General features: G+C 70.0%; 15 protein-coding genes. 10 read left to right on the forward strand and 5 right to left on the reverse strand.

The annotated features are described in order from the left end of the window. Positions 1 to 244: 244 nt before the first annotated feature. Both M2352_RS05220 and M2352_RS05225 read right to left on the reverse strand, forming a co-directional pair. Positions 245 to 1,132, reverse strand: coding sequence for a DUF1848 domain-containing protein (locus tag M2352_RS05220; protein ID WP_264663441.1), 888 nt, complete (start codon positions 1,130 to 1,132; stop codon positions 245 to 247). Continuing rightward, positions 1,129 to 2,055, reverse strand: a complete 927-nt coding sequence (locus tag M2352_RS05225) for a LysR family transcriptional regulator (RefSeq protein WP_264663442.1) — start codon at positions 2,053 to 2,055, stop codon at positions 1,129 to 1,131. The genes M2352_RS05220 and M2352_RS05225 overlap by 4 nt, the downstream gene beginning before the upstream one ends. Before the next feature lie 128 nt (positions 2,056 to 2,183). Between M2352_RS05225 and M2352_RS05230 the strand changes: the two genes are divergently transcribed. From M2352_RS05230 to M2352_RS05265, 8 genes are all read left to right on the forward strand, one after another. After that, positions 2,184 to 3,353 carry an acyl-CoA dehydrogenase gene (locus M2352_RS05230; RefSeq protein ID WP_406567266.1) on the forward strand — a complete coding sequence of 390 codons (1,170 nt, stop codon included), beginning with the start codon at positions 2,184 to 2,186 and terminating at the stop codon, positions 3,351 to 3,353. A 322-nt stretch (positions 3,354 to 3,675) separates the two neighbouring features. After that, the gene (locus tag M2352_RS05235; protein ID WP_264663444.1) at positions 3,676 to 4,845 is read left to right on the forward strand and encodes a CaiB/BaiF CoA transferase family protein; all 1,170 of its coding nucleotides are present in this window, start codon (positions 3,676 to 3,678) and stop codon (positions 4,843 to 4,845) included. A 294-nt stretch (positions 4,846 to 5,139) separates the two neighbouring features. After that, entirely contained in the window at positions 5,140 to 7,173 is a 2,034-nt protein-coding gene (hyfB, locus tag M2352_RS05240) for a hydrogenase 4 subunit B (protein ID WP_264663445.1), read from the forward strand. 166 nt (positions 7,174 to 7,339) lie between these two features. Beyond that, the gene (locus M2352_RS05245; protein ID WP_264663446.1) at positions 7,340 to 8,299 is read left to right on the forward strand and encodes a respiratory chain complex I subunit 1 family protein; all 960 of its coding nucleotides are present in this window, start codon (positions 7,340 to 7,342) and stop codon (positions 8,297 to 8,299) included. 2 nt (positions 8,300 to 8,301) lie between these two features. Next, a complete protein-coding gene (locus M2352_RS05250) occupies positions 8,302 to 8,964 on the forward strand; it encodes a hydrogenase-4 component E (protein WP_264663447.1) in 663 nt (220 codons plus the stop codon). After that, a complete protein-coding gene (locus M2352_RS05255) occupies positions 8,961 to 10,394 on the forward strand; it encodes a hydrogenase 4 subunit F (protein ID WP_264663448.1) in 1,434 nt (477 codons plus the stop codon). The genes M2352_RS05250 and M2352_RS05255 overlap by 4 nt, the downstream gene beginning before the upstream one ends. Positions 10,395 to 10,452: 58 nt before the next feature. Then, positions 10,453 to 12,006 carry a hydrogenase large subunit gene (locus M2352_RS05260; protein ID WP_264663449.1) on the forward strand — a complete coding sequence of 518 codons (1,554 nt, stop codon included), beginning with the start codon at positions 10,453 to 10,455 and terminating at the stop codon, positions 12,004 to 12,006. Between the two features lie 13 nt (positions 12,007 to 12,019). Further along, positions 12,020 to 12,604: an NADH-quinone oxidoreductase subunit B family protein gene (locus M2352_RS05265; protein WP_264663450.1), complete on the forward strand. Its 585-nt coding sequence runs from the start codon at positions 12,020 to 12,022 to the stop codon at positions 12,602 to 12,604. On the opposite strand, the gene M2352_RS05270 is transcribed toward M2352_RS05265, so the two are convergent. Beyond that, entirely contained in the window at positions 12,583 to 14,172 is a 1,590-nt protein-coding gene (locus M2352_RS05270) for a hypothetical protein (protein WP_264663451.1), read from the reverse strand. The two genes, M2352_RS05265 and M2352_RS05270, sit on opposite strands and share 22 nt — an antisense overlap. A gap of 225 nt (positions 14,173 to 14,397) precedes the next feature. Here M2352_RS05270 and M2352_RS05275 point away from each other — a divergent pair, with 225 nt between their 5' ends. Then, the gene (locus tag M2352_RS05275) at positions 14,398 to 15,318 is read left to right on the forward strand and encodes an ROK family protein (protein ID WP_264663452.1); all 921 of its coding nucleotides are present in this window, start codon (positions 14,398 to 14,400) and stop codon (positions 15,316 to 15,318) included. A 72-nt stretch (positions 15,319 to 15,390) separates the two neighbouring features. Here M2352_RS05275 and hemW read toward each other — a convergent pair whose 3' ends face one another. Further along, positions 15,391 to 16,539: a radical SAM family heme chaperone HemW gene (hemW, locus tag M2352_RS05280; RefSeq protein WP_264663453.1), complete on the reverse strand. Its 1,149-nt coding sequence runs from the start codon at positions 16,537 to 16,539 to the stop codon at positions 15,391 to 15,393. Positions 16,540 to 16,656: 117 nt separating this feature from the next. Here hemW and M2352_RS05285 point away from each other — a divergent pair, with 117 nt between their 5' ends. Beyond that, positions 16,657 to 17,025 (forward strand): hypothetical protein, encoded by a 369-nt coding sequence (locus M2352_RS05285; RefSeq protein WP_264663454.1) that lies wholly within the window; start codon positions 16,657 to 16,659, stop codon positions 17,023 to 17,025. 83 nt (positions 17,026 to 17,108) lie between these two features. On the opposite strand, the gene rdgB is transcribed toward M2352_RS05285, so the two are convergent. Then, positions 17,109 to 17,711 (reverse strand): RdgB/HAM1 family non-canonical purine NTP pyrophosphatase, encoded by a 603-nt coding sequence (rdgB, locus tag M2352_RS05290; protein WP_264663455.1) that lies wholly within the window; start codon positions 17,709 to 17,711, stop codon positions 17,109 to 17,111. Positions 17,712 to 17,715: the final 4 nt, after the last annotated feature.

Here is a 17,715-nt window from a genome sequence, read left to right on the forward strand (position 1 = left end):
CATGGTGCCGCGTCTTTCCATGATGGGAATGGATGAAAATCAGAACAACGAGCAGCACATCACGCCCGTGAGAGGCGTAATGAATACATACTTCATCAAATGGCCTGTATTTTCCGTGCGATTGCTTATTATTTTTGAGAAAATGCTAAGAACGCTCTCGTGCGGAGTCAAGAAAGTTTTTAAAGTACGGATGTATTTATAAAGATAATTGCTGCGTTTGTTATTGCATGGCGTTTTCTTTTCTTCACGAGCCCGGCCCCGCCAGGAATTCCCCCGCCGGGTCGTGCCCCTGATACCGGCGGAGAGCCGCATCCCGCCCGCGCACCGCGTAGCAATAGACGCAGCCGTGGGGGCAGGTGTCATAGGCACCGATGTCGCGGCTTTCGGCGCACAGGCACCCCGGGCGGTTGCCCTTGGTCCGGGCGGCGATGGGGCGTCCGGCCACGTCGGACAGGCGGGCGGCGTCCACGCAGCGGGCGGGTGCGGTGCCCGCCACCCCGTCCAGCGCCGGCTGGGTGCACAGCGTCAGCGCCATGCCGTGATCCGCGGCGGTGGCGGCCAGATCGCCCAGCAGCGCCCGCTTGTCGTCCTCCCCCGCGGTGGTCCAGGTGAAACCGGCGCTGGCCGCCGCGCGGTCCAGGTTGCGGGTGGTCTTGCGGTAGGGTTCCAGGAACGACACCGTCACCTCGTCGGTCACGCCGCGCAGCGCCGCGGCCAGCCGGGCAAAGGTGTGGCGGTGCCAGTCCGGCGGGGTCAGGCCGGTCAGCACGATGGGGTCGCAGCGCCACACCACCGCCCGCGGGCCGCGGCGGCGGGCCACGTCCCGCATCTGCGCCACCGCCGTCTCCCACCCGATGACCGAGCGTTCCAGGGGCCGGGGCAGGGCGGTGGCGGTGAATTGCACCGTATACGGGATGCCCAGAGCCTCCACCGCCGCCAGCCCGGCGGCGAAGGGGCCGAGGTTGCGGGTCCAGAACACGAACCCGTCCACCGCCGCCGGGGTCAGGTCCACCCGCCCATGTGGCCCGCCGTACGGGTTGACCGTGCGGGCGTAGCCGGCGCGCAGCCGGTTGACGAACCAGTCCCCGTAAAAGGCCGGGATGTCGGTGCGGTAGCTGGCCGAGACGATCATGCGGCCCACCGCCCGTCGCGGATCATGCCGTCCAGCAGGTCCAGCGCCAGCGTGCGCACCGCGCGGGCGGCGGCGGACAGCGGGCGCCCGGCGGCGTGGGCCATCAGGATGGTGCGCTCGATGGCCGGTTCGCCGATGGGGCGGAAGGCCAGCCGTGCCGCCGCCGCCCCGCCGCGCGCCACCCGTTCCGACAGGACGGTGTAGCCGGCACCCTCGGCCACCAGCGCCTTGATCTGGTCCAGCGCGTCGATCTCCATCACCACGTCCGGCGTGCGGTCCAGCAGCAGGGCGGCGCGCTCCACCTCCTCCCGCACGCCGTGGGGACGGCCCGGCAGGATCAGCGGCAGGCCCAGCACGGTGCCGAAGGGAATGGGCGTGCGCTCCGCCATCAGCGGGTCGCCCTGGGGGGCGGTCAGGGTCAGCCCCTCCCGCGCCACCGCCACCGTCTCCAGCCCCTCCATGCGGTCGGCGCCGAAGATCAGCGCCATGTCCACGTCACCCGACCGCACCCATTCCAGCATGTGGCCCGACAGCCCCTCCACCACCCGCAGCCGCACGCCGGGGTGACGGCGGCGCACGGCCAGGGCCAGCGGCACCGTCAGCACGCTGCCCAGCGAGGTGGGGATGCCGATCACCGCCGGGCCGCTGGGGGCCGCCTCGATCCCCCGCACCTCGTCGCGCAGGGAGTCGAGTGACGCCACCACCCCCGCCGCCCGTTCGGCCAGCCGCCGCCCGCTGTCGGTGGGCACCACCCCGCGGGCGGTGCGCAGCACCAGGGCGCAGCCCAATTCCTCCTCCAGCCGTTTCAGATGCAGGCTGAGTGCGGGCTGCGCCACCCGCAGCGTGGCCGCGGCGCGCGACAGCGACCCGCATTCGATGATGCCCAGGAAATAGCGGAGCTGGCGGATGTCCATGGACGCCATCCTATAACGGATCGTTATGGCTGCGATAGAAAAGATCGCTTTGTCATCATGGGCGGCTTTCGGCACTCTGCCCGCCGGATAGACGCCAAGAAACCGCCCGATTTTTGAGGAGACGCGCCGTGCAGCCGATGACCTGGGACGATCCCTTCCTGCTCGACAGCCAGCTCACCGACGATGAAAAGCTGATCCGCGACAGCGCCCGGTCCTACTGCCAGGACAAGCTGCAGACCCGCGTCGTCGCCGCCTTCCGCGAGGAGTATTTCGACCGCGCCATCATGGCGGAAATGGGCGAGCTGGGCCTGCTGGGCGCCACCCTGCCCGAGGAATACGGCGGGTCGGGCGTCAGCCACGTCTCGTACGGTCTGGTGGCGCGCGAGGTGGAGCGGGTGGATTCCGGCTACCGCTCGGCCATGTCGGTGCAGTCGTCGCTGGTGATGCACCCCATCTACGCCTATGGCACCGAGGAGCAGCGCAAGAAGTACCTGCCCCGGCTGGCGCGCGGCGAATGGGTCGGCTGCTTCGGCCTGACCGAGCCGGATTCGGGCTCCGACCCCGGCAGCCTGCGCACCCGTGCGGTCAAGGTGGACGGCGGCTACCGCCTGACGGGTCAGAAGATGTGGATCACCAACAGCCCCATCGCCGATCTGGCCGTGGTGTGGGCCAAGTCCGACGCCCACGACGGCAAGATCAAGGGCTTCGTGGTCGAGCGCGGCACCAAGGGTTTCTCCACGCCCAAGATCGAGGGCAAGATCAGCCTGCGCGCCTCGGTCACGGGTGAAATCGTGCTGGACGACGCCTTCGTCCCCGACGACGCGCTGCTGCCCAATGTGTCGGGCCTGGGCGGGCCGTTCGGCTGCCTGAACAAGGCGCGCTACGGCATCGCCTGGGGTGCCCTGGGGGCGGCGGAGTTCTGCTGGCACGCCGCGCGCCAGTACACGCTGGACCGCAAGCAGTTCGGCCGCCCGCTGGCCGCCACCCAGCTCGTCCAGAAGAAGCTGGCCGACATGCAGACCGAAATCGCGCTGGGGCTTCAGGCGGCCTTGCGCGTGGGCCGCATGATCGACGACGGCTCGTGGTCGCCGGAAGCCATCTCGCTCATCAAGCGCAACAATGTCGGCAAGGCGCTGGACATCGCCCGCGTCGCCCGCGACATGCACGGCGGCAACGGCATCTCCGAGGAATTCCAGGTCATCCGCCACATGGTGAACCTGGAGACCGTCAACACCTATGAAGGCACCCACGACGTCCACGCCCTGATCCTGGGCCGCGCCCAGACCGGCATTCAGGCGTTTTCGTAAGGGGTAGGAGCCGGACAATCCCCCCTCTCCCCGGAGGTTTACTCACTGCGCAGATCTCTAAGCAATTGATATAAAACATCTTATTTCATCGTCATTCCCGCGGAAGCGGGAATCCAGGCGTAAGCCGCGATCAGCGGCGATATGAATCGCCTGAGGTGTTGGCCATGGAAACACCTTCTGGATCCCAGCCTTCGCTGGGATGACGATGAAAAGTTATTTTTATATCAGTATGTTGTGCGATGTGTGCCGTGCGTACCCCCGCCGGGGAGAGGGGGATTGTCCGGCTGGTTGAAAGCCGCTTGAGGACAGGAAAGGAAAAATCATGGCCGGGCCGCTGTCGCACGTGCGGGTTCTGGATCTGTCGCGGGTGCTGGCGGGGCCGTGGGCCACCCAGACGCTCGCCGACATGGGGGCGGAGGTGGTGAAGATCGAACGCCCCGGCCTGGGCGACGACACCCGCGGCTGGGGGCCGCCCTTCGTCCAGGCGCCCGATCCCGACTCGGGGCGGGCGGGGATGGCGGCCTATTTCACCTGCGCCAACCGCGGCAAGCGGTCGGTGGCCATCGACTTCACCACGCCCGAGGGGGCCCGGCTCGTCCGCGAGATGGCGGCCTCGGCGGACGTGGTGGTGGAGAACTTCAAGCGCGGCGGTCTGGTCAAGTACGGGCTGGATTACGAGTCGCTGAAGGCGGTCAAGCCCGATCTGGTCTATTGCTCCATCACCGGATTCGGCCAGACCGGGCCGTACGCCGACCGCGCCGGCTATGACGCCATGATCCAGGCCATGGGCGGGCTGATGAGCATCACCGGCCAGCCCGACGGCGAACCGGGGGCCGAGCCGATGAAGGTCGGCGTGGCGGTGGTGGACCTGTTCACCGGCATGTACGCCGCCACCGGCATCCTGGCGGCCTTGGCCCACCGCGACCGCACGGGTGAGGGGCAGTGGATCGACCTCGCCCTGCTCGACGTGCAGGTGGCGATGCTGGCGAATCAGGCGGCCAACTTTCTGGTGTCGGGCACCGCACCGGGGCGTATGGGCAACGCGCACCCCAACATCTGCCCCTATCAGGCGTTCCCGGCTGCGGATGGTCACCTGATGCTGGCGGTGGGCAACGACCAGCAGTTCCGCCGCTTCTGCGCCGTGGCGGGGCGGGAGGATCTGGCCGACGACCCGCGCTTCGCCACCAACAAGAAGCGGGTGGAAAACCGCGCGGTGCTGGTGCCGCTGGTCCGCGCCCTGCTGGCCGCCCGCCCGCGGGACGAATGGATCGCCGGGCTGGAAGCCGCGGGCGTGCCCTGCGGCCCCATCAACACCATCGACCAGGTGTTCGCCCACCCCCAGGTGAAGGCGCGCGGGATGGTGGTGGAGTCCCGGCTTCCCGACGGCACCATCGTGCCCATGGTCGCCAACCCGCTGAAATTCTCCGCCACGCCGCTGGGGCCGTGGGCCGCCCCGCCGGTGATGCCCCCAGAGCATGACGGCCATGACTGACGCCTGAGCATGTCCGGCATGATCGTCAATCCTGTCGAATCTTTGTGCGCTGCGGCGCTTTTGCGGGCATAAAGATCGAAGAAACGCAACATCCGTTGCCGTTTCCTCCCTGAACCACCTTGTTACGGCCCCGCCACCCTTGGCAGGGCCGTTTTCTTTTGCCCGCACCGTCCCGCCGCCTCCCATCCGCGGGGCCGGAAAAAGCGCCGCAGCGGGAGCGTTGCGGTTTTCGCTTGCATCCGTGCGCGGAACGTTCCTTACTTATTCCACCTTCATTTTTTGCGGTTTGGGGCCATGGCTTTCGCTGGCGTGGCAATCCTGTGTCTCCTGCTCCTGTCGGTGTCGGGCATCGTGCTCGCACGCCGGCGCGGCGGGGACGGGTTGGTCTATGGTGGCACCGGGATGGTGTGCGCCGTGCTCACGGTTTGGGCAGCGCTGCGGCTGGCCGGTGGCGGCGTGGACGAGGTGGTGCTGCCGCTGGGGCTGCCCTGGCTGCCGGCGCATCTGCGGGCCGATGCCCTGTCCGCCTTCTTCCTGATGGTGGTGAACTTCACCGGTGCCACCGCCAGCCTGTACGGCTGGGGCTATGGCCGGGCGCATCACGCGGGCCACGGGCCGGAACCGGGGCCGGTGCTGCCGCTTTATCCGCTGTTCCTGGCGGGGATGAATCTGGTGCTGCTGGCCAACGACGCCTTCGTCTTCCTGGTGTCGTGGGAATTCATGTCGCTGGCGTCCTGGCTGCTGGTGCTCGCCAACCACCGGGAGGAGGGGACGGGGCGGGCCGCGCGCATCTATCTCATCATGGCCGGGTTCGGCACCGCCTGCCTGCTGCTGGCCTTCGGGCTGCTGGCGGGGGGAAGCGGGGATTACAGCTTCGCCGGCATCCGCGCCCACGTGCCCACCGCCCTGGCCGGTGCGCTGGGGGTGGGGCTGGTGCTGCTGGGGGCGGGGTCCAAGGCCGGGCTGGTGCCGCTGCACATCTGGCTGCCGCTGGCCCACCCGGCGGCTCCCAGCCACGTGTCGGCGCTGATGTCGGGGGTGATGACCAAGGTGGCGGTCTACGCCATCATCCGCGTCACCTTTGACCTGATCGGCGAGCCGGTGTGGTGGTGGGGCGGGGCCATGCTGGTCACCGGGGCCGTCACCGCGGTGATGGGCATCCTCTACGCCCTGATGCAGGATGACCTGAAGCGGCTGCTGGCTTATTCCACGGTCGAGAACATCGGCGTCATCGTCATCGCGCTGGGCATGGCGCTGGTGTTCAAGGCGGCGCACGTGCCGGTGATCGCCGCACTCGCCCTGTCGGCGGCACTGCTGCACATCGTCAACCACAGCCTGTTCAAGAGCCTGCTGTTCTTCGGCGCCGGTGCCGTGCTGTCGGCCACCGGCAGCCGCGACCTGGGGCGCATGGGCGGGCTGATCCACACCATGCCGGTCACGGCGTTCCTGATGCTGGTGGGGGCGGCGGCCATTTCCTCGCTGCCGCCGCTGAACGGGTTCGTCGGCGAATGGCTGCTGTTCCAGGCCATCCTGAACGGCCCGACCCTGCCGCAGTGGATCCTGAAGATCCTGATCGCGGTGGTGGGGGCGGCGGTGGCGCTGGCGGCGGCGCTGGCCGGGGCGTGCTTCGTGCGCGCCTATGGCACCGCGTTCCTGGGCCGGGCGCGCTCGCCGGCCATGGAGACGGCGCGTGAGGTCAATTGGGCCATGCGCTGGGCCATGGCGGTGCCGGCGCTGCTGTGCGTGGTCCTGGGCGTGATGCCCACGCCGCTTCTGCGGCTGGTGGAGCCGGCGGCCCGCCTGCTGGTGGAGGCCGGGCCGTTCGACGGGCGGGCCTACCAGCCGTGGTTCTGGCTGGCGCCGACCTCTGCCGTGGGCAATTCCTACAACGGGCTGGTGTTCCTGGTGGCGATTGCCGCGGTGTCGGCGGTGCTGGGGCTGGGCATTCACCGCTGGGCGTCGGACCGGGTGCGCCGCTCCATCCCCTGGGGCTGCGGCTTCACCGAGCCGGACCCGGCGGGTGTCACCCAATACACGCCCTCCAGCTTCGGCCAGCCGATCCGCCGCGCCTTCGGCGCCACGGTGTTCCGGGCGCGCGACACGGTGGAGATGCCGGAACCGGGCGACGTGCGCCCGGCGCGGCTGACCGTGCGCATGATCGACCCGGCGTGGGCATGGCTGGCCGACCCGCTGGTGCGGCTGGTCAACCGGGCGGCGGACGCCATCGACGAGATCCAGTTCCTGACCATCCGGCAGTACCTGTCCTTGATGTTCTTCGCGCTGGTGGCGTTGCTGGTGCTCGTCGCCGCGATCCAGCAATGGCATTGAGGGGAGAGGCGATGCATAGACCGAACGCCGCGGGCCTCTCCTCTCCCGCAGCCCTCCCAAATCTGATGCTTGGAGAGCCTGGCGGCTCGGTTTTCGGGCTGGCGCGCGAAAACCGGCCCTCACCCCGGCCCTCTCCCCGAGGGGGAGAGGGGGATAAGGTGGCGCGATGACATCCCTTCTTCTTGCCGTCCTGTGGCAGGTGGTGCAACTGGCGCTGGTGCTGGCGCTGGCGCCGCTGCTGACCGGCTGGGTCCGCTGGGTGAAAAGCCGGCTGCTGGCCCGCCGCGGCGCCTCGCCGTTCCAGCCCTACCGCGACATCCTGCGGCTGCTGCGCAAGGATGTGGTGCTGGCCCACAACGCATCGTGGCTGTTCCGCGCCTCGCCCTACATGATCTTCACCGCCATCTGGGTGGCGGCGGGGCTGGTGCCGGCCTTCACCTCCCATCTGGCGCTGGCGCCGTCGGCGGACCTGATAGCATTGGTGGCGCTCTTGGGCAGCGCGCGGTTCTTCCTGGCGCTGGCGGGGATGGACGTGGGCACCAGCTTCGGCGGCATCGGCTCGTCGCGGGAGATGATGATCGCCGCCTTTGCCGAGCCGGCCATGCTGATGATCGTGTTCTCGGTCGCCATCCTGGTGGGCACCACCTCGCTGGCCGAGATCGCCGACTTCATGGTGTCGGGCACCGTGGGGCTGCGGGTGTCGCTGGCGCTGGCGCTGATCGCGCTGATCATGGTGGCGATTGCCGAGAACGCCCGCATCCCCATCGACAACCCCGCCACGCATCTGGAGCTGACCATGGTGCACGAGGCGATGGTGCTGGAATATTCCGGCCGCCATCTGGCGCTGGTGGAGGGGGCGGCGATGCTCAAGCTGCTGCTCTACATGGCGCTGATCGCCTGCATCTTCCTGCCCTGGGGCATGGCCCATCCCGGCGACGGCGTCGGCTGGGCGCTGTGGGGGCTGGTGACCTTTACCGCCAAGATGGCGGTGGGCGGGGCGGCCCTGGCGGTGTTCGAGACGTCGATTGCCAAGATGCGCGTGTTCCGCGTCGGCGATTTCCTCGGCGGCGCGCTGCTGCTGGGCATCCTGGGGGCGATTTTCCTGTTCGTGTCGCGGGGGGTTTAGGGGTGAGCAACCTTGGCTATGACGCCGCCCACCTGCTGGGCGCGCTGGTTTTGATGATGAGCTTCGCGCTGCTGTACCAGCGGCGGCTGTCGGCGCTGCTCAACGCCTTCACGCTCCAGGCGCTGGCGCTGGCGGCGGCGGCGGCGTGGCAGGGGTATGCCCAGCATTCCCACCACCTGTTCATCACCGCCGCCCTGACGCTGGTGCTGAAGGCGGTGGTGATGCCGGTGGCGCTGCGGCGCATCGTGGCCAGGCTGAACATCGAGCGCACCATCGAACCGGCCCTGTCCATCGGGCTGACCATGGTGGCGGGGGTGTCGCTGGTCACGCTGTCGATCCTGCTGGTGATGCCGGTGACCGAGGACGCCACGGCGCTGACGCGCGAGGATCTGGCGCTGTCGCTGTCGGTGGTGCTGCTGGGCCTGCTGATGATGATCTCCCGCCGCAACGCGGTCAGCCAGGTGGTGGGCTTCATGTCCATCGAGAACGGGCTGATCCTGGCGGCCATCGGCGTGGCCGGGATGCCCATGATCGTCGAGATGTCCATCGCCTTTTCGGTGATGGTCGCCTTCATCGTCTTCGGGATCTTCCTGTTCCACATCCGCGAGCGGTTCGACACGCTGGATGTGCACAAGATCGAAACCTTCCGCGGGGAAAGCCAGTGAACCTGATCGCCGTCATCGTGGCTTTGCCGGCCCTGTCCGCCGGGGTGCTGGCGCTGATCCCGTCGTGGCGGGTGGCGGCGTGGGCCAACGTGGCGGCGGCGGCGGTGACGTTTCTGGTGTCGCTGGGGCTGTTCGCCGGCGACACCGGGGCGGGGTGGCTGTTCATGGTGGATGCCTTCAACATCTACCTCGTGGTGCTGACCTGCTTCGTGTCGCTGACCACGGCGCTGTTCTCCGCCACCTACATCCGGCACGAGGTGGAGACGGGGCGGCTGAAGGCGCTGAACCTGCGCTTCTACCACGCCATGTATCAGGCGTTCGTCTTCACCATGCTGCTGGCGCTGTCGGCCAACAACCTGGGCGTCATGTGGGTGGCGGTCGAGGGTGCCACGCTCACCACCGTGCTGATGGTCAGCCTGTACCGCACCGCCCCGGCCATCGAGGCGGCGTGGAAATACTTCATCCTGTGCGGTGTCGGCATCGCGCTGGCCCTGTTCGGCACCATCCTGATGTACATGGCGGCGCAGCCGGTGATGGGGCCGGGGCTGCCGGCCATGACCTGGACCGACCTGATGGGCAACATCATCCGGGTCAACCCCGACATCCTGAACCTGGCCTTCGTCTTCCTGCTGGTGGGGTACGGGACCAAGGTGGGGCTGGCGCCGCTGCACGCGTGGCTGCCCGATGCCCACGCGGAGGGGCCGACACCCATTTCCGCGGTGCTGTCGGGGCTGCTGCTGAACGTGGCGATCTATGCCGTGCTGCGGTTCAAGATGCTGCTGGCCGCCAACGGGGCGGCCATGGCGCCGGGGCCGCTGATGGCGGCCATGGGGCTGGCGTCGCTGCTGCTGGCGGCGTTCATGCTGTACCGGCGGCGCGACATCAAGCGCTTCTTCGCCTACAGCTCCATCGAGCACATGGGCCTCATCACCTTCGCCTTCGGGATGGGCGGGCCGCTGGCGAACTTCGCCGGGCTGCTGCACATGGCGATGCACAGCCTGACCAAATCGGCCATCTTCTACGCCGTCGGCCACGTGGCCCAGGCCAAGGGCACCCAGCGCATCGACAAGATCTCCGGCCTGACGGTCAGCCACCCGGCGCTGGGCTGGGGTCTGGTGCTGGGGGTGGTGGCCATTGCCGGGATGCCGCCGTTCGGCGTGTTCATGAGCGAGTTTCTGCTGGTGACCTCCACCTTTGCCCGGCATCCCTGGCTGGCGCTGCTGCTGGTGGCGGGCATTCTGGTGGCGGTGGGCGCCCTGGTGATGCGGGTGCAGCAGATGGCGTTCGGCGCGCCCGACGGGGCGCCGGTGCCGCTGCACGGGTCGCTGGTGCCGCTGTACGCCCATCTGGCGCTGGTGCTGGTGGCGGGGGTGTGGCTGCCGGAACCCCTGGTGGCGTGGTTCCGCACCGTCGCCGCCCTGTTGGGCTGAAGGGCCGCGACCCCGCCGGCACGTGCCGGCGATTGAGGATCGAGAAAAAGGGTGTTGCATGTATGTCGGTGAAGATCCCCTGTTCGGCCTGATGAACCGCATCGGCAAGCCGGTGGACGGGCACCGCCCGTTCCCCCGCTACCGCACCACGCCGGGCGGCTGGCGCACCCTGTCGGAGGCGCTGGGCGGCAACACCCTTTCGGTGGTCGGATTCTGGGGCGAACCCGCGGCGGTCCATGTGGCCCTGCGCGAGGAACTGTCGGGCGATGTCGCGGTGGTGTCGCTGGCGTGCCCGGACGGCCATTTCGCGTCGCTCAGCGCCGTGCGCCCGTCGGTGATCCGGCTGGAGCGCACCGCCTGCGACCTGTTCGGGCTGGTGGCCGACGGGGCGGTGGACCCGCGGCCCTGGCTGGACCATGGGCAATGGGGCGTGACCCGCCCGCTGGCCGCCGCACCGGGGCCGGCGGCGGCCGAACCCCAGCGCTATCCCTTCCTGGCCACCGAGGGGGAGGGGCTGCACCAGATCCCCGTCGGCCCGGTGCACGCCGGCATCATCGAGCCCGGCCATTTCCGCTTCACCGCCAACGGCGAGACGGTGGGACGGCTGGAACAGCGGCTGGGCTATGTGCACAAGGGCATCGAGGGGCTGATGGCCGGGCGCACGCCCGATGACGCGGCGCGCATCGCCGCCCGCATCTCCGGTGACGCCACGGTGGCCCATTCCCTGGCCTTCGCCCGCGCGGTGGAAGCGGCGCTGGGCGTGGCCCCGCCGCCGCGGGCGGTGTGGCTGCGGGCCGTGATGGCGGAGCTGGAGCGCATCGCCAACCACCTGGGCGACATCGGCGCCATCTGCAACGACGCCGCCTTCGCCTTCATGCTGGCGGAGATGAGCCGGCTGCGCGAGGCGGTGCTGCAGGTCAACGACGCCGTGTTCGGCCACCGGCTGCTGATGGACCGGGTGGTCCCCGGCGGGGTGGCGGTGGACCTGCCCGACGGCGGCGGCAAACGCATCCTGGATCTGGTGGCCGAGGTGCGCCGCCGCTTCCCGCCGCTGGTGGCGGTGTATGAATCCTCGGCCTCGCTGCAGGACCGCACGGTGGGCACCGGCACCGTGTCCATCGGGCTGGTCAACCGCTTCGGGGCCGGCGGCCACGTGGGGCGGGCGGCGGGCCGGGGGCAGGACGCGCGGCGCTCGCCGGGCTATGCGCCCTATGACGATCTCGATTTCGAAATCCCGGTGCTGACCGCCGGCGACGTCAACGCGCGGGTGTGGGTGCGCATCCGCGAGGTGGAACAGAGCCTGTCGCTGGTGGAACAGATGATCCGCCGCATGCCCGGCGTGCCGCGCGACAGCCACGGCGCCACGCCGCTGCCCCGGCTGGACCTGCCGGCCCAGGGCGGCGAAGGGATGGCGCTGGTGGAATCCTTCCGCGGTGAGATCATGACCTGGGTGCGGCTGGCGGACGATGGCACGGTGGCCCGCTGCCACCCGCGCGACCCGTCGTGGTTCCAATGGCCGCTGCTGGAGGCGGCCATCGAGGGGAACATCGTTGCCGATTTCCCCTTGTGCAACAAATCCTTCAACGGCTCCTATTCCGGCCACGATCTCTGACGGGGGACGGGACATGCTCAAGCACATCTGGACGGCGCTGACCGGCGGCCCGGTGACCGCCGCCCCGCCCCCGCTGGACACCGGCGCGCTGGCGCAACTGTGCGACGCGGAACTGGCCGGGCGGCTGGACGCGGCGGCCCACCGACGGCTGGGCCGCAGCCTGTCGATCCGTGCGGTGGACGCCGGCTCGTGCAACGGGTGCGAGCTGGAAATCCACGCGCTGAACAACCCCGTCTATGATCTGGAGCGCTACGGCATCCGCTTCGTGGCATCCCCCCGTCATGCCGACGTGCTGCTGGTCACCGGCCCGGTGACGAAGAACATGGCCGAGGCGCTGCGCCGCACGTGGGACGCCACACCCGATCCCAAATGGGTGGTGGCGTGCGGTGATTGCGCCTGCACGGGCGGGGTGTTCGCCGGCTCCTATGCCTGTGCCGGGCCGGTGGAAAGCGTCATTCCGGTGGACCTGAAACTGCCCGGCTGTCCGCCGCCGCCGCGGCTGCTGCTGGCCGGGCTGCTGGCGCTCCTGGAATCCAGCGCCGAGCCGCTGTCCGCCATCGCCCCGTCCGTGGCCGCTCAGGGCCAGAGCCGCCCGTAATCGCTGCCGTTCACCCGGTGGGCCGGCGGGGCGGCGGTCATCAGCGCCGCGGCGTCGCTGCGCTGATCGGCGGACGCGGCGGCGGGGCGGGCGCCCCGCTCCTCCACCGAGCGCAGCAGACCGGTCAGGGTGGGTTCGCCCGGCAGCACCCGCAGGCCCCGTTCGTAGAAACGGCGGGCATCCTCCGCATTGCCGGTGCGCTCGGCCAGCAGGCCCCAGCGGCGGTAGGTGTCGGCCATGGCCTCCAGCAATTCCCGCACCGCCGGGGCGTCGGGGACTTCCGCCTGCATCTGATGCACGGTTTCCAGCGCGTTGTCGCCCGGCGGGGTGGTCAGCCGCTTGGCCGCCATCTGCTGCCGCGCCACCTCCTCCAGCGCCTGGAGCCGCTGAAGCCGGGCCGGGTCGGCCGTCGGCACCGGGGGCGGCGGGTCTGGCAGCACCGTGGGGGCGGCGGTGGCCGCGGGTGGCACGGCGTGCGGCAGGGCAGCGGGCGGGGCCGCCGCCGTCGGGGGCAGCGCGGGCGGCGGGCCGGCCGGCACGGTGGGGTGAACGGGTGCGGCCATAGGCGTCGGGGGAAGGGGCGCCGGGGAAAGGGGCGCCGGGGCAACGGCGGGCGGGGCCGGGGTCTCGGGGACGGCCAGCGCCACCATGCGGTTTTCGTCCACCACGGGTTCCCACAGGGCCGACACGCGGGCCTGGGCCTCTTGCATCCAGGCTCCGGCGGTGGCCGTTGCGGTTGCGGCGGCAGCGCTCACCCGGTCCTTCCACGGCCCATCGGGCAGGGACAGGGCAAGGCCGGTGCCGGCGGCGGCCAGCAGGACGAAGCCGGTGATCCACGCCCCCACGGGCGAGCGGCCGCCGCGTTCCAGCGGTGTGACGGTGGGAAACACCATCGGTTCGGAAACCGCCGTCTGGGGAACCGGCGGCCCGGCGCCATCGTCCTCATCCCGCAGAGGGGCCGGGGGCCGGGCCGTGGCGGTGGGGCGGGGGGCCGGGGCGGGGCCGTCCAGCCGGTAGACCACGCCCAGGTCGCGCACGGCGCGGTCGAGGCCGGGGCGGGACAGGGTGCGCTCAAGCTCCCCATCGCCGCTCAGCAGGATTTGCAGGAACCGGCCATGGGCGGTTTCCTCCCGGCTCAGGTCCATCAGGTCGGCCAGGGTGGCGGGGGACAGGTGGTGCGCCGCCTCCACGGCCAGCACGCCGCTCCCGGCGAAATCCAGCCGCTCGTCGAGGGTTGCCACCAGCGTTTCGAAATCCTCCGGTGCGGCACCGGGGGCGAAGGCGGCGGCCCCGCCCTGGCGGATCAGATCCTCCACATCCGCGCCGGGGCGGGCGACGGCGGCCAGGACCAGCGCGCCGTCGGCGGCGGCGCGGGCGGCGGCGGCCCCGGCGACACCGGGGCGCACGCCGGCCCCGCCGGTCAGCACCAAGAGCCGGCGGCGTCCCAGCAGAGCCAGCAGCAGCCCGTCGAGCACCGCCTGTTCCGGCGGCGCCAGGCTGCGGGCCGGCGGGGGAAAGGCGGGGCCGGGGGCGGTGGTGCTGCGGGCGCGGCGGGCGTTGCGTTCCATCGGCGTCGAATCCTCTTTCATCCCGGTGGGGAACGGGGACCGCACCGATCCTATCCCGCCCGCGCAACCGCCGTGGCGGCGCAGAAGGTGGGGCCGCACGCCTCTTACGGACGGGAAGAAGGGGTGGGATAGGGCAGGGGGACTAGCCTCCGCCCCCGCCCGCGGTATAGCGTGCGGCGAGGCGGGATGGCCCGCCCCTTGCTTTCGTGATCCCCGATCAGTCCCATGCGCATTGGAATCGACCTGGGCGGTACCAAGATCGCCGCCATCGCCCTCGACGCCCCGCCGGACGGCGGCTCCGGCGGCCCGTCCGCGGACGGGGCGGAACGGGCCCGCGCCCGCACCTTCACCCCCACCGGCTACGCCGGCACCCTGTCGGCCCTGGCCCATGTGGTGGCCGAGGTGGAGCAGGCCGCCGGGAAACGCGCCGAACGGGTCGGGCTGTGCCTGCCCGGCGTGGTGGACGGGGCGGCGGGCCGGGTGCGGGCGGTCAACCTGCCCTGGCTGGACGGGCATCCGCTGGCCGCCGATCTGGCCGTGGTGCTGGGCCGCCCGGTGGCCATGGCCAACGACGGCGATTGCTTCACCCTGTCGGAATCGGTGGACGGGGCGGCGGCGGGGGCTGCGGTGGTCTATGGCGTCATCCTGGGCACCGGGGTCGGCGGCGGTCTGGTGGTGGACGGGCGCATCCGCGCCGGGGCCAACGCGCTGGCCGGCGAATGGGGCCATCTGCCCTTGCCGTGGCGGGGGGAGGCCGACGGTCCCCCCCTGCGCTGCGGCTGCGGGCGGATGGGCTGCATCGAAACCGTGCTGAGCGGCGCCGGCCTGTCGGCCCTGCACGCCCACCACACCGGCCAGGATCTGGAACCGCCGGCCATCGCCGCGCGGGCCGTGTCCGGCGACGCGGCGGCGGCCCTGACCCTGGAGCGTCACGCCGACGCGCTGGCCCGCGCGCTGGTGACGCTGGTGCAGGTGCTGGACCCCGATGTCATCGTGGCCGGCGGGGGCCTGAGCGGGCTGCCCGGCCTGGAAGAGGCCGTCATGGGGGGATGGGGGCGGTATGCCCTGTCCGGTTCCTTGCGCACCCGTTTCGTCCGGGCCCGGCACGGGGCGGAAAGCGGGATGCGCGGGGCGGCGTGGCTGTGAAAGACAGGGCTGGGGCGGCTGCCCCAGGCCCCGCCCGGAAAGCACGGCTTCCCGGACCCATCAGGTTTTTTCTTACGGCAAAAGGCTCGCCAGGACGGCGTTGAGGCGGACGCGGCCTTCGGGGGTGGCGGTTACCCGTTCACCGTCGTCGGTCAGGAAGCCGCCGGATATCAGACGGGCCAGGGCCGCGGCGTCCACCGCGCTCCGCCCGCCCAGACGCGCCCACGGCACCCCTTCGGTCAGGCGCAGGCCCATCATCAGCGCTTCCGTCGTCCGGGCATCGGGGGGAATGGAGTCGGGGGCGTGGCCGCCGTGGCCGTCCCGCTCCACCCGGTCCAGCCACACCTCGGGCGCGCGGTGGCCGCGGGTGGCCCATTTCTCCCCGTCCAGGGTCAGCCGCCCATGGGCGCCGGGGCCGATGCCCACGTAATCGCCATAGCGCCAATAGGTCAGGTTGTGGCGCGACTCCTCCCCCGGACGGGCGTGGTTCGACACCTCATAGGCCGGCAGGCCGGCATCGGCCAGAACCTCCTGCGTCACGTCGTAGAGGGCGCCGGCCAGATCCTCGTCGGGCAGGGTGAAATCGCCGCGGGCGTGGGCGGGATGGAACGCCGTCCCCTCCTCGATGGTCAACTGATAGACCGACAGGTGCCCCACCGCGAACGCCAGCGCCCGCGCCATTTCCGCCCGCCACGCCGCCACCGTCTGGCCGGGACGGGCATAGATCAGATCGAAGGAAAAACGGGGGAAGGTGGATGCGGCCAGCCGCACCGCCGCCAGCGCCTCATCTGAGTCGTGCTGGCGCCCGAGGAACCGCAGGTCCGAGTCGTTCAAAGCCTGGATGCCCAGCGAGACCCGGTTTACGCCCGCGGCACGAAAATTACGAAAACGTCCGGCTTCCACCGATGTCGGATTAGCTTCCAGGGTAATTTCCGCACCTTCCGCCAAGGTCCAGCGTGCCGCGATGCGGTCGATGACGGCAGCAGCCGTTTCCGGCTCCATCAGTGACGGTGTGCCACCGCCGAAGAACACCGAAGTCACCGTTCGGCCCGGTGTGCTGGCCGCGTAATAATCCAGTTCCCGCAGCAGACCGCGGCGCCACCGCTCCTGGTCGATGTTGGCGCGGACGTGGCTGTTGAAATCGCAATACGGGCATTTCGACCGGCAGAACGGCCAATGGACGTAGATGGCGAAACCGGCGTCACCGGCTTTGTTGCTCATGGCGAAGTTTTCCACAGACCGGCCCAGATCGTTCACTCTCTAAAGAGATTAACCCATTCTTGACAGCAAAAAGTTACCGCGGCGTAGATGAGCGACCACCATTTCTGGAGAGACTCCATGCGTTCGGCCTTCCTGTCGCTCGCCGCTGCCGCGTTCGCCCTGACCCTGACTTCGACCGGCGCCATGGCCGGCCAGCAGGACTTCAGCATCGTCAACAAGACCGGCTATCCGATCAAGCACATCTATGTGTCGGAGGCCAACAACAACAGCTGGGATGAAGACGTCCTGGGCCGCGATGTGCTGAACGACAGCGAATCCTTCGACCTGCAGTTCGGCAAGGCTGAAAAGACCTGTAAGTGGGACATGAAGGTCACCTACGACGACGGTGAAAGCGCCATCTGGGAAGACCTGAACCTCTGCCAGATCAGCAAGCTGACCCTGAAGTGGAATCAGAAGACCGGCGTGACCTCGGCCACCGCCGAGTAAACGGCATCGGCCTGTTCCACGTGTGACGGAAACGCCCCCGGCTCCATCCACCGGGGGCGTTTTCGTGTCGGCGCCCACCGATTTTAGCGGAAGCAGCGTTCCACAAGCTGGCGGAACGCCTCGGCCCGGTGGCTCATGCCGTGCTTGGCCGCCGGCTCCATCTCCGCAAAAGTCTGGGTGTAGCCGTCGGGCACGAACACGGGGTCGTAACCGAACCCCTTCCCGCCCCGCGGCGGCCACACCAGCGTGCCGGGGCAGCGCCCCTCCACCACCTCCACATGGCCGTCGGGCCAGGCCAGCGCCAGGGCGCAGACGAATTCCGCCGTGCGGTCCTCCTGCCCGGCCAGCCCGTCCTCCACCTTGCGCATGGCCATGGCGAAGTCCTTTTCCGGTCCGGCCCAGCGGGCGGAATAGATGCCGGGGGCACCGTTCAGCGCGGTCACCGCCAGCCCGCTGTCGTCGGCCAGCGCCACATGCCCGGCCTGGGCCGCGGCCCTGGCCTTCAAGATCGCGTTGGCGATGAAGGTATCACCCGTCTCCTCCGGTTCCGGCAGGCCGAGGGCACCGGCGGAGGTGAAGGTGGCGGCGTACGGCCCCAGCAGGTCGGCGATCTCGCGCACCTTGCCGGCGTTGTGGCTGGCGATGACCAGCGTGTCGCCGGTGAAGCGGCGGGGGGTGTCGGTCATGGGG

It is taken from the genome of Azospirillum fermentarium (genome assembly GCF_025961205.1).
GTDB classification, from domain to species: Bacteria; Pseudomonadota; Alphaproteobacteria; order Azospirillales; family Azospirillaceae; genus Azospirillum; species Azospirillum fermentarium.

What these genes read in the sequence shown, in the direction of transcription:
- M2352_RS05235 (WP_264663444.1), top strand. Translation starts at nt 3,676, where the DNA reads ATGGCCGGGCCGCTGTCGCACGTGCGGGTTCTGGATCTGTCGCGGGTG.
- M2352_RS05220 (WP_264663441.1), bottom strand. Translation starts at nt 1,132, where the DNA reads ATGATCGTCTCGGCCAGCTACCGCACCGACATCCCGGCCTTTTACGGG.
- M2352_RS05225 (WP_264663442.1), bottom strand. Translation starts at nt 2,055, where the DNA reads ATGGCGTCCATGGACATCCGCCAGCTCCGCTATTTCCTGGGCATCATC.
- M2352_RS05265 (WP_264663450.1), top strand. Translation starts at nt 12,020, where the DNA reads ATGCTCAAGCACATCTGGACGGCGCTGACCGGCGGCCCGGTGACCGCC.
- M2352_RS05260 (WP_264663449.1), top strand. Translation starts at nt 10,453, where the DNA reads ATGTATGTCGGTGAAGATCCCCTGTTCGGCCTGATGAACCGCATCGGC.
- hyfB (WP_264663445.1), top strand. Translation starts at nt 5,140, where the DNA reads ATGGCTTTCGCTGGCGTGGCAATCCTGTGTCTCCTGCTCCTGTCGGTG.
- M2352_RS05245 (WP_264663446.1), top strand. Translation starts at nt 7,340, where the DNA reads ATGACATCCCTTCTTCTTGCCGTCCTGTGGCAGGTGGTGCAACTGGCG.
- M2352_RS05275 (WP_264663452.1), top strand. Translation starts at nt 14,398, where the DNA reads ATGCGCATTGGAATCGACCTGGGCGGTACCAAGATCGCCGCCATCGCC.
- M2352_RS05285 (WP_264663454.1), top strand. Translation starts at nt 16,657, where the DNA reads ATGCGTTCGGCCTTCCTGTCGCTCGCCGCTGCCGCGTTCGCCCTGACC.
- M2352_RS05230 (WP_406567266.1), top strand. Translation starts at nt 2,184, where the DNA reads ATGACCTGGGACGATCCCTTCCTGCTCGACAGCCAGCTCACCGACGAT.
- rdgB (WP_264663455.1), bottom strand. Translation starts at nt 17,711, where the DNA reads ATGACCGACACCCCCCGCCGCTTCACCGGCGACACGCTGGTCATCGCC.
- hemW (WP_264663453.1), bottom strand. Translation starts at nt 16,539, where the DNA reads ATGAGCAACAAAGCCGGTGACGCCGGTTTCGCCATCTACGTCCATTGG.
- M2352_RS05270 (WP_264663451.1), bottom strand. Translation starts at nt 14,172, where the DNA reads ATGGAACGCAACGCCCGCCGCGCCCGCAGCACCACCGCCCCCGGCCCC.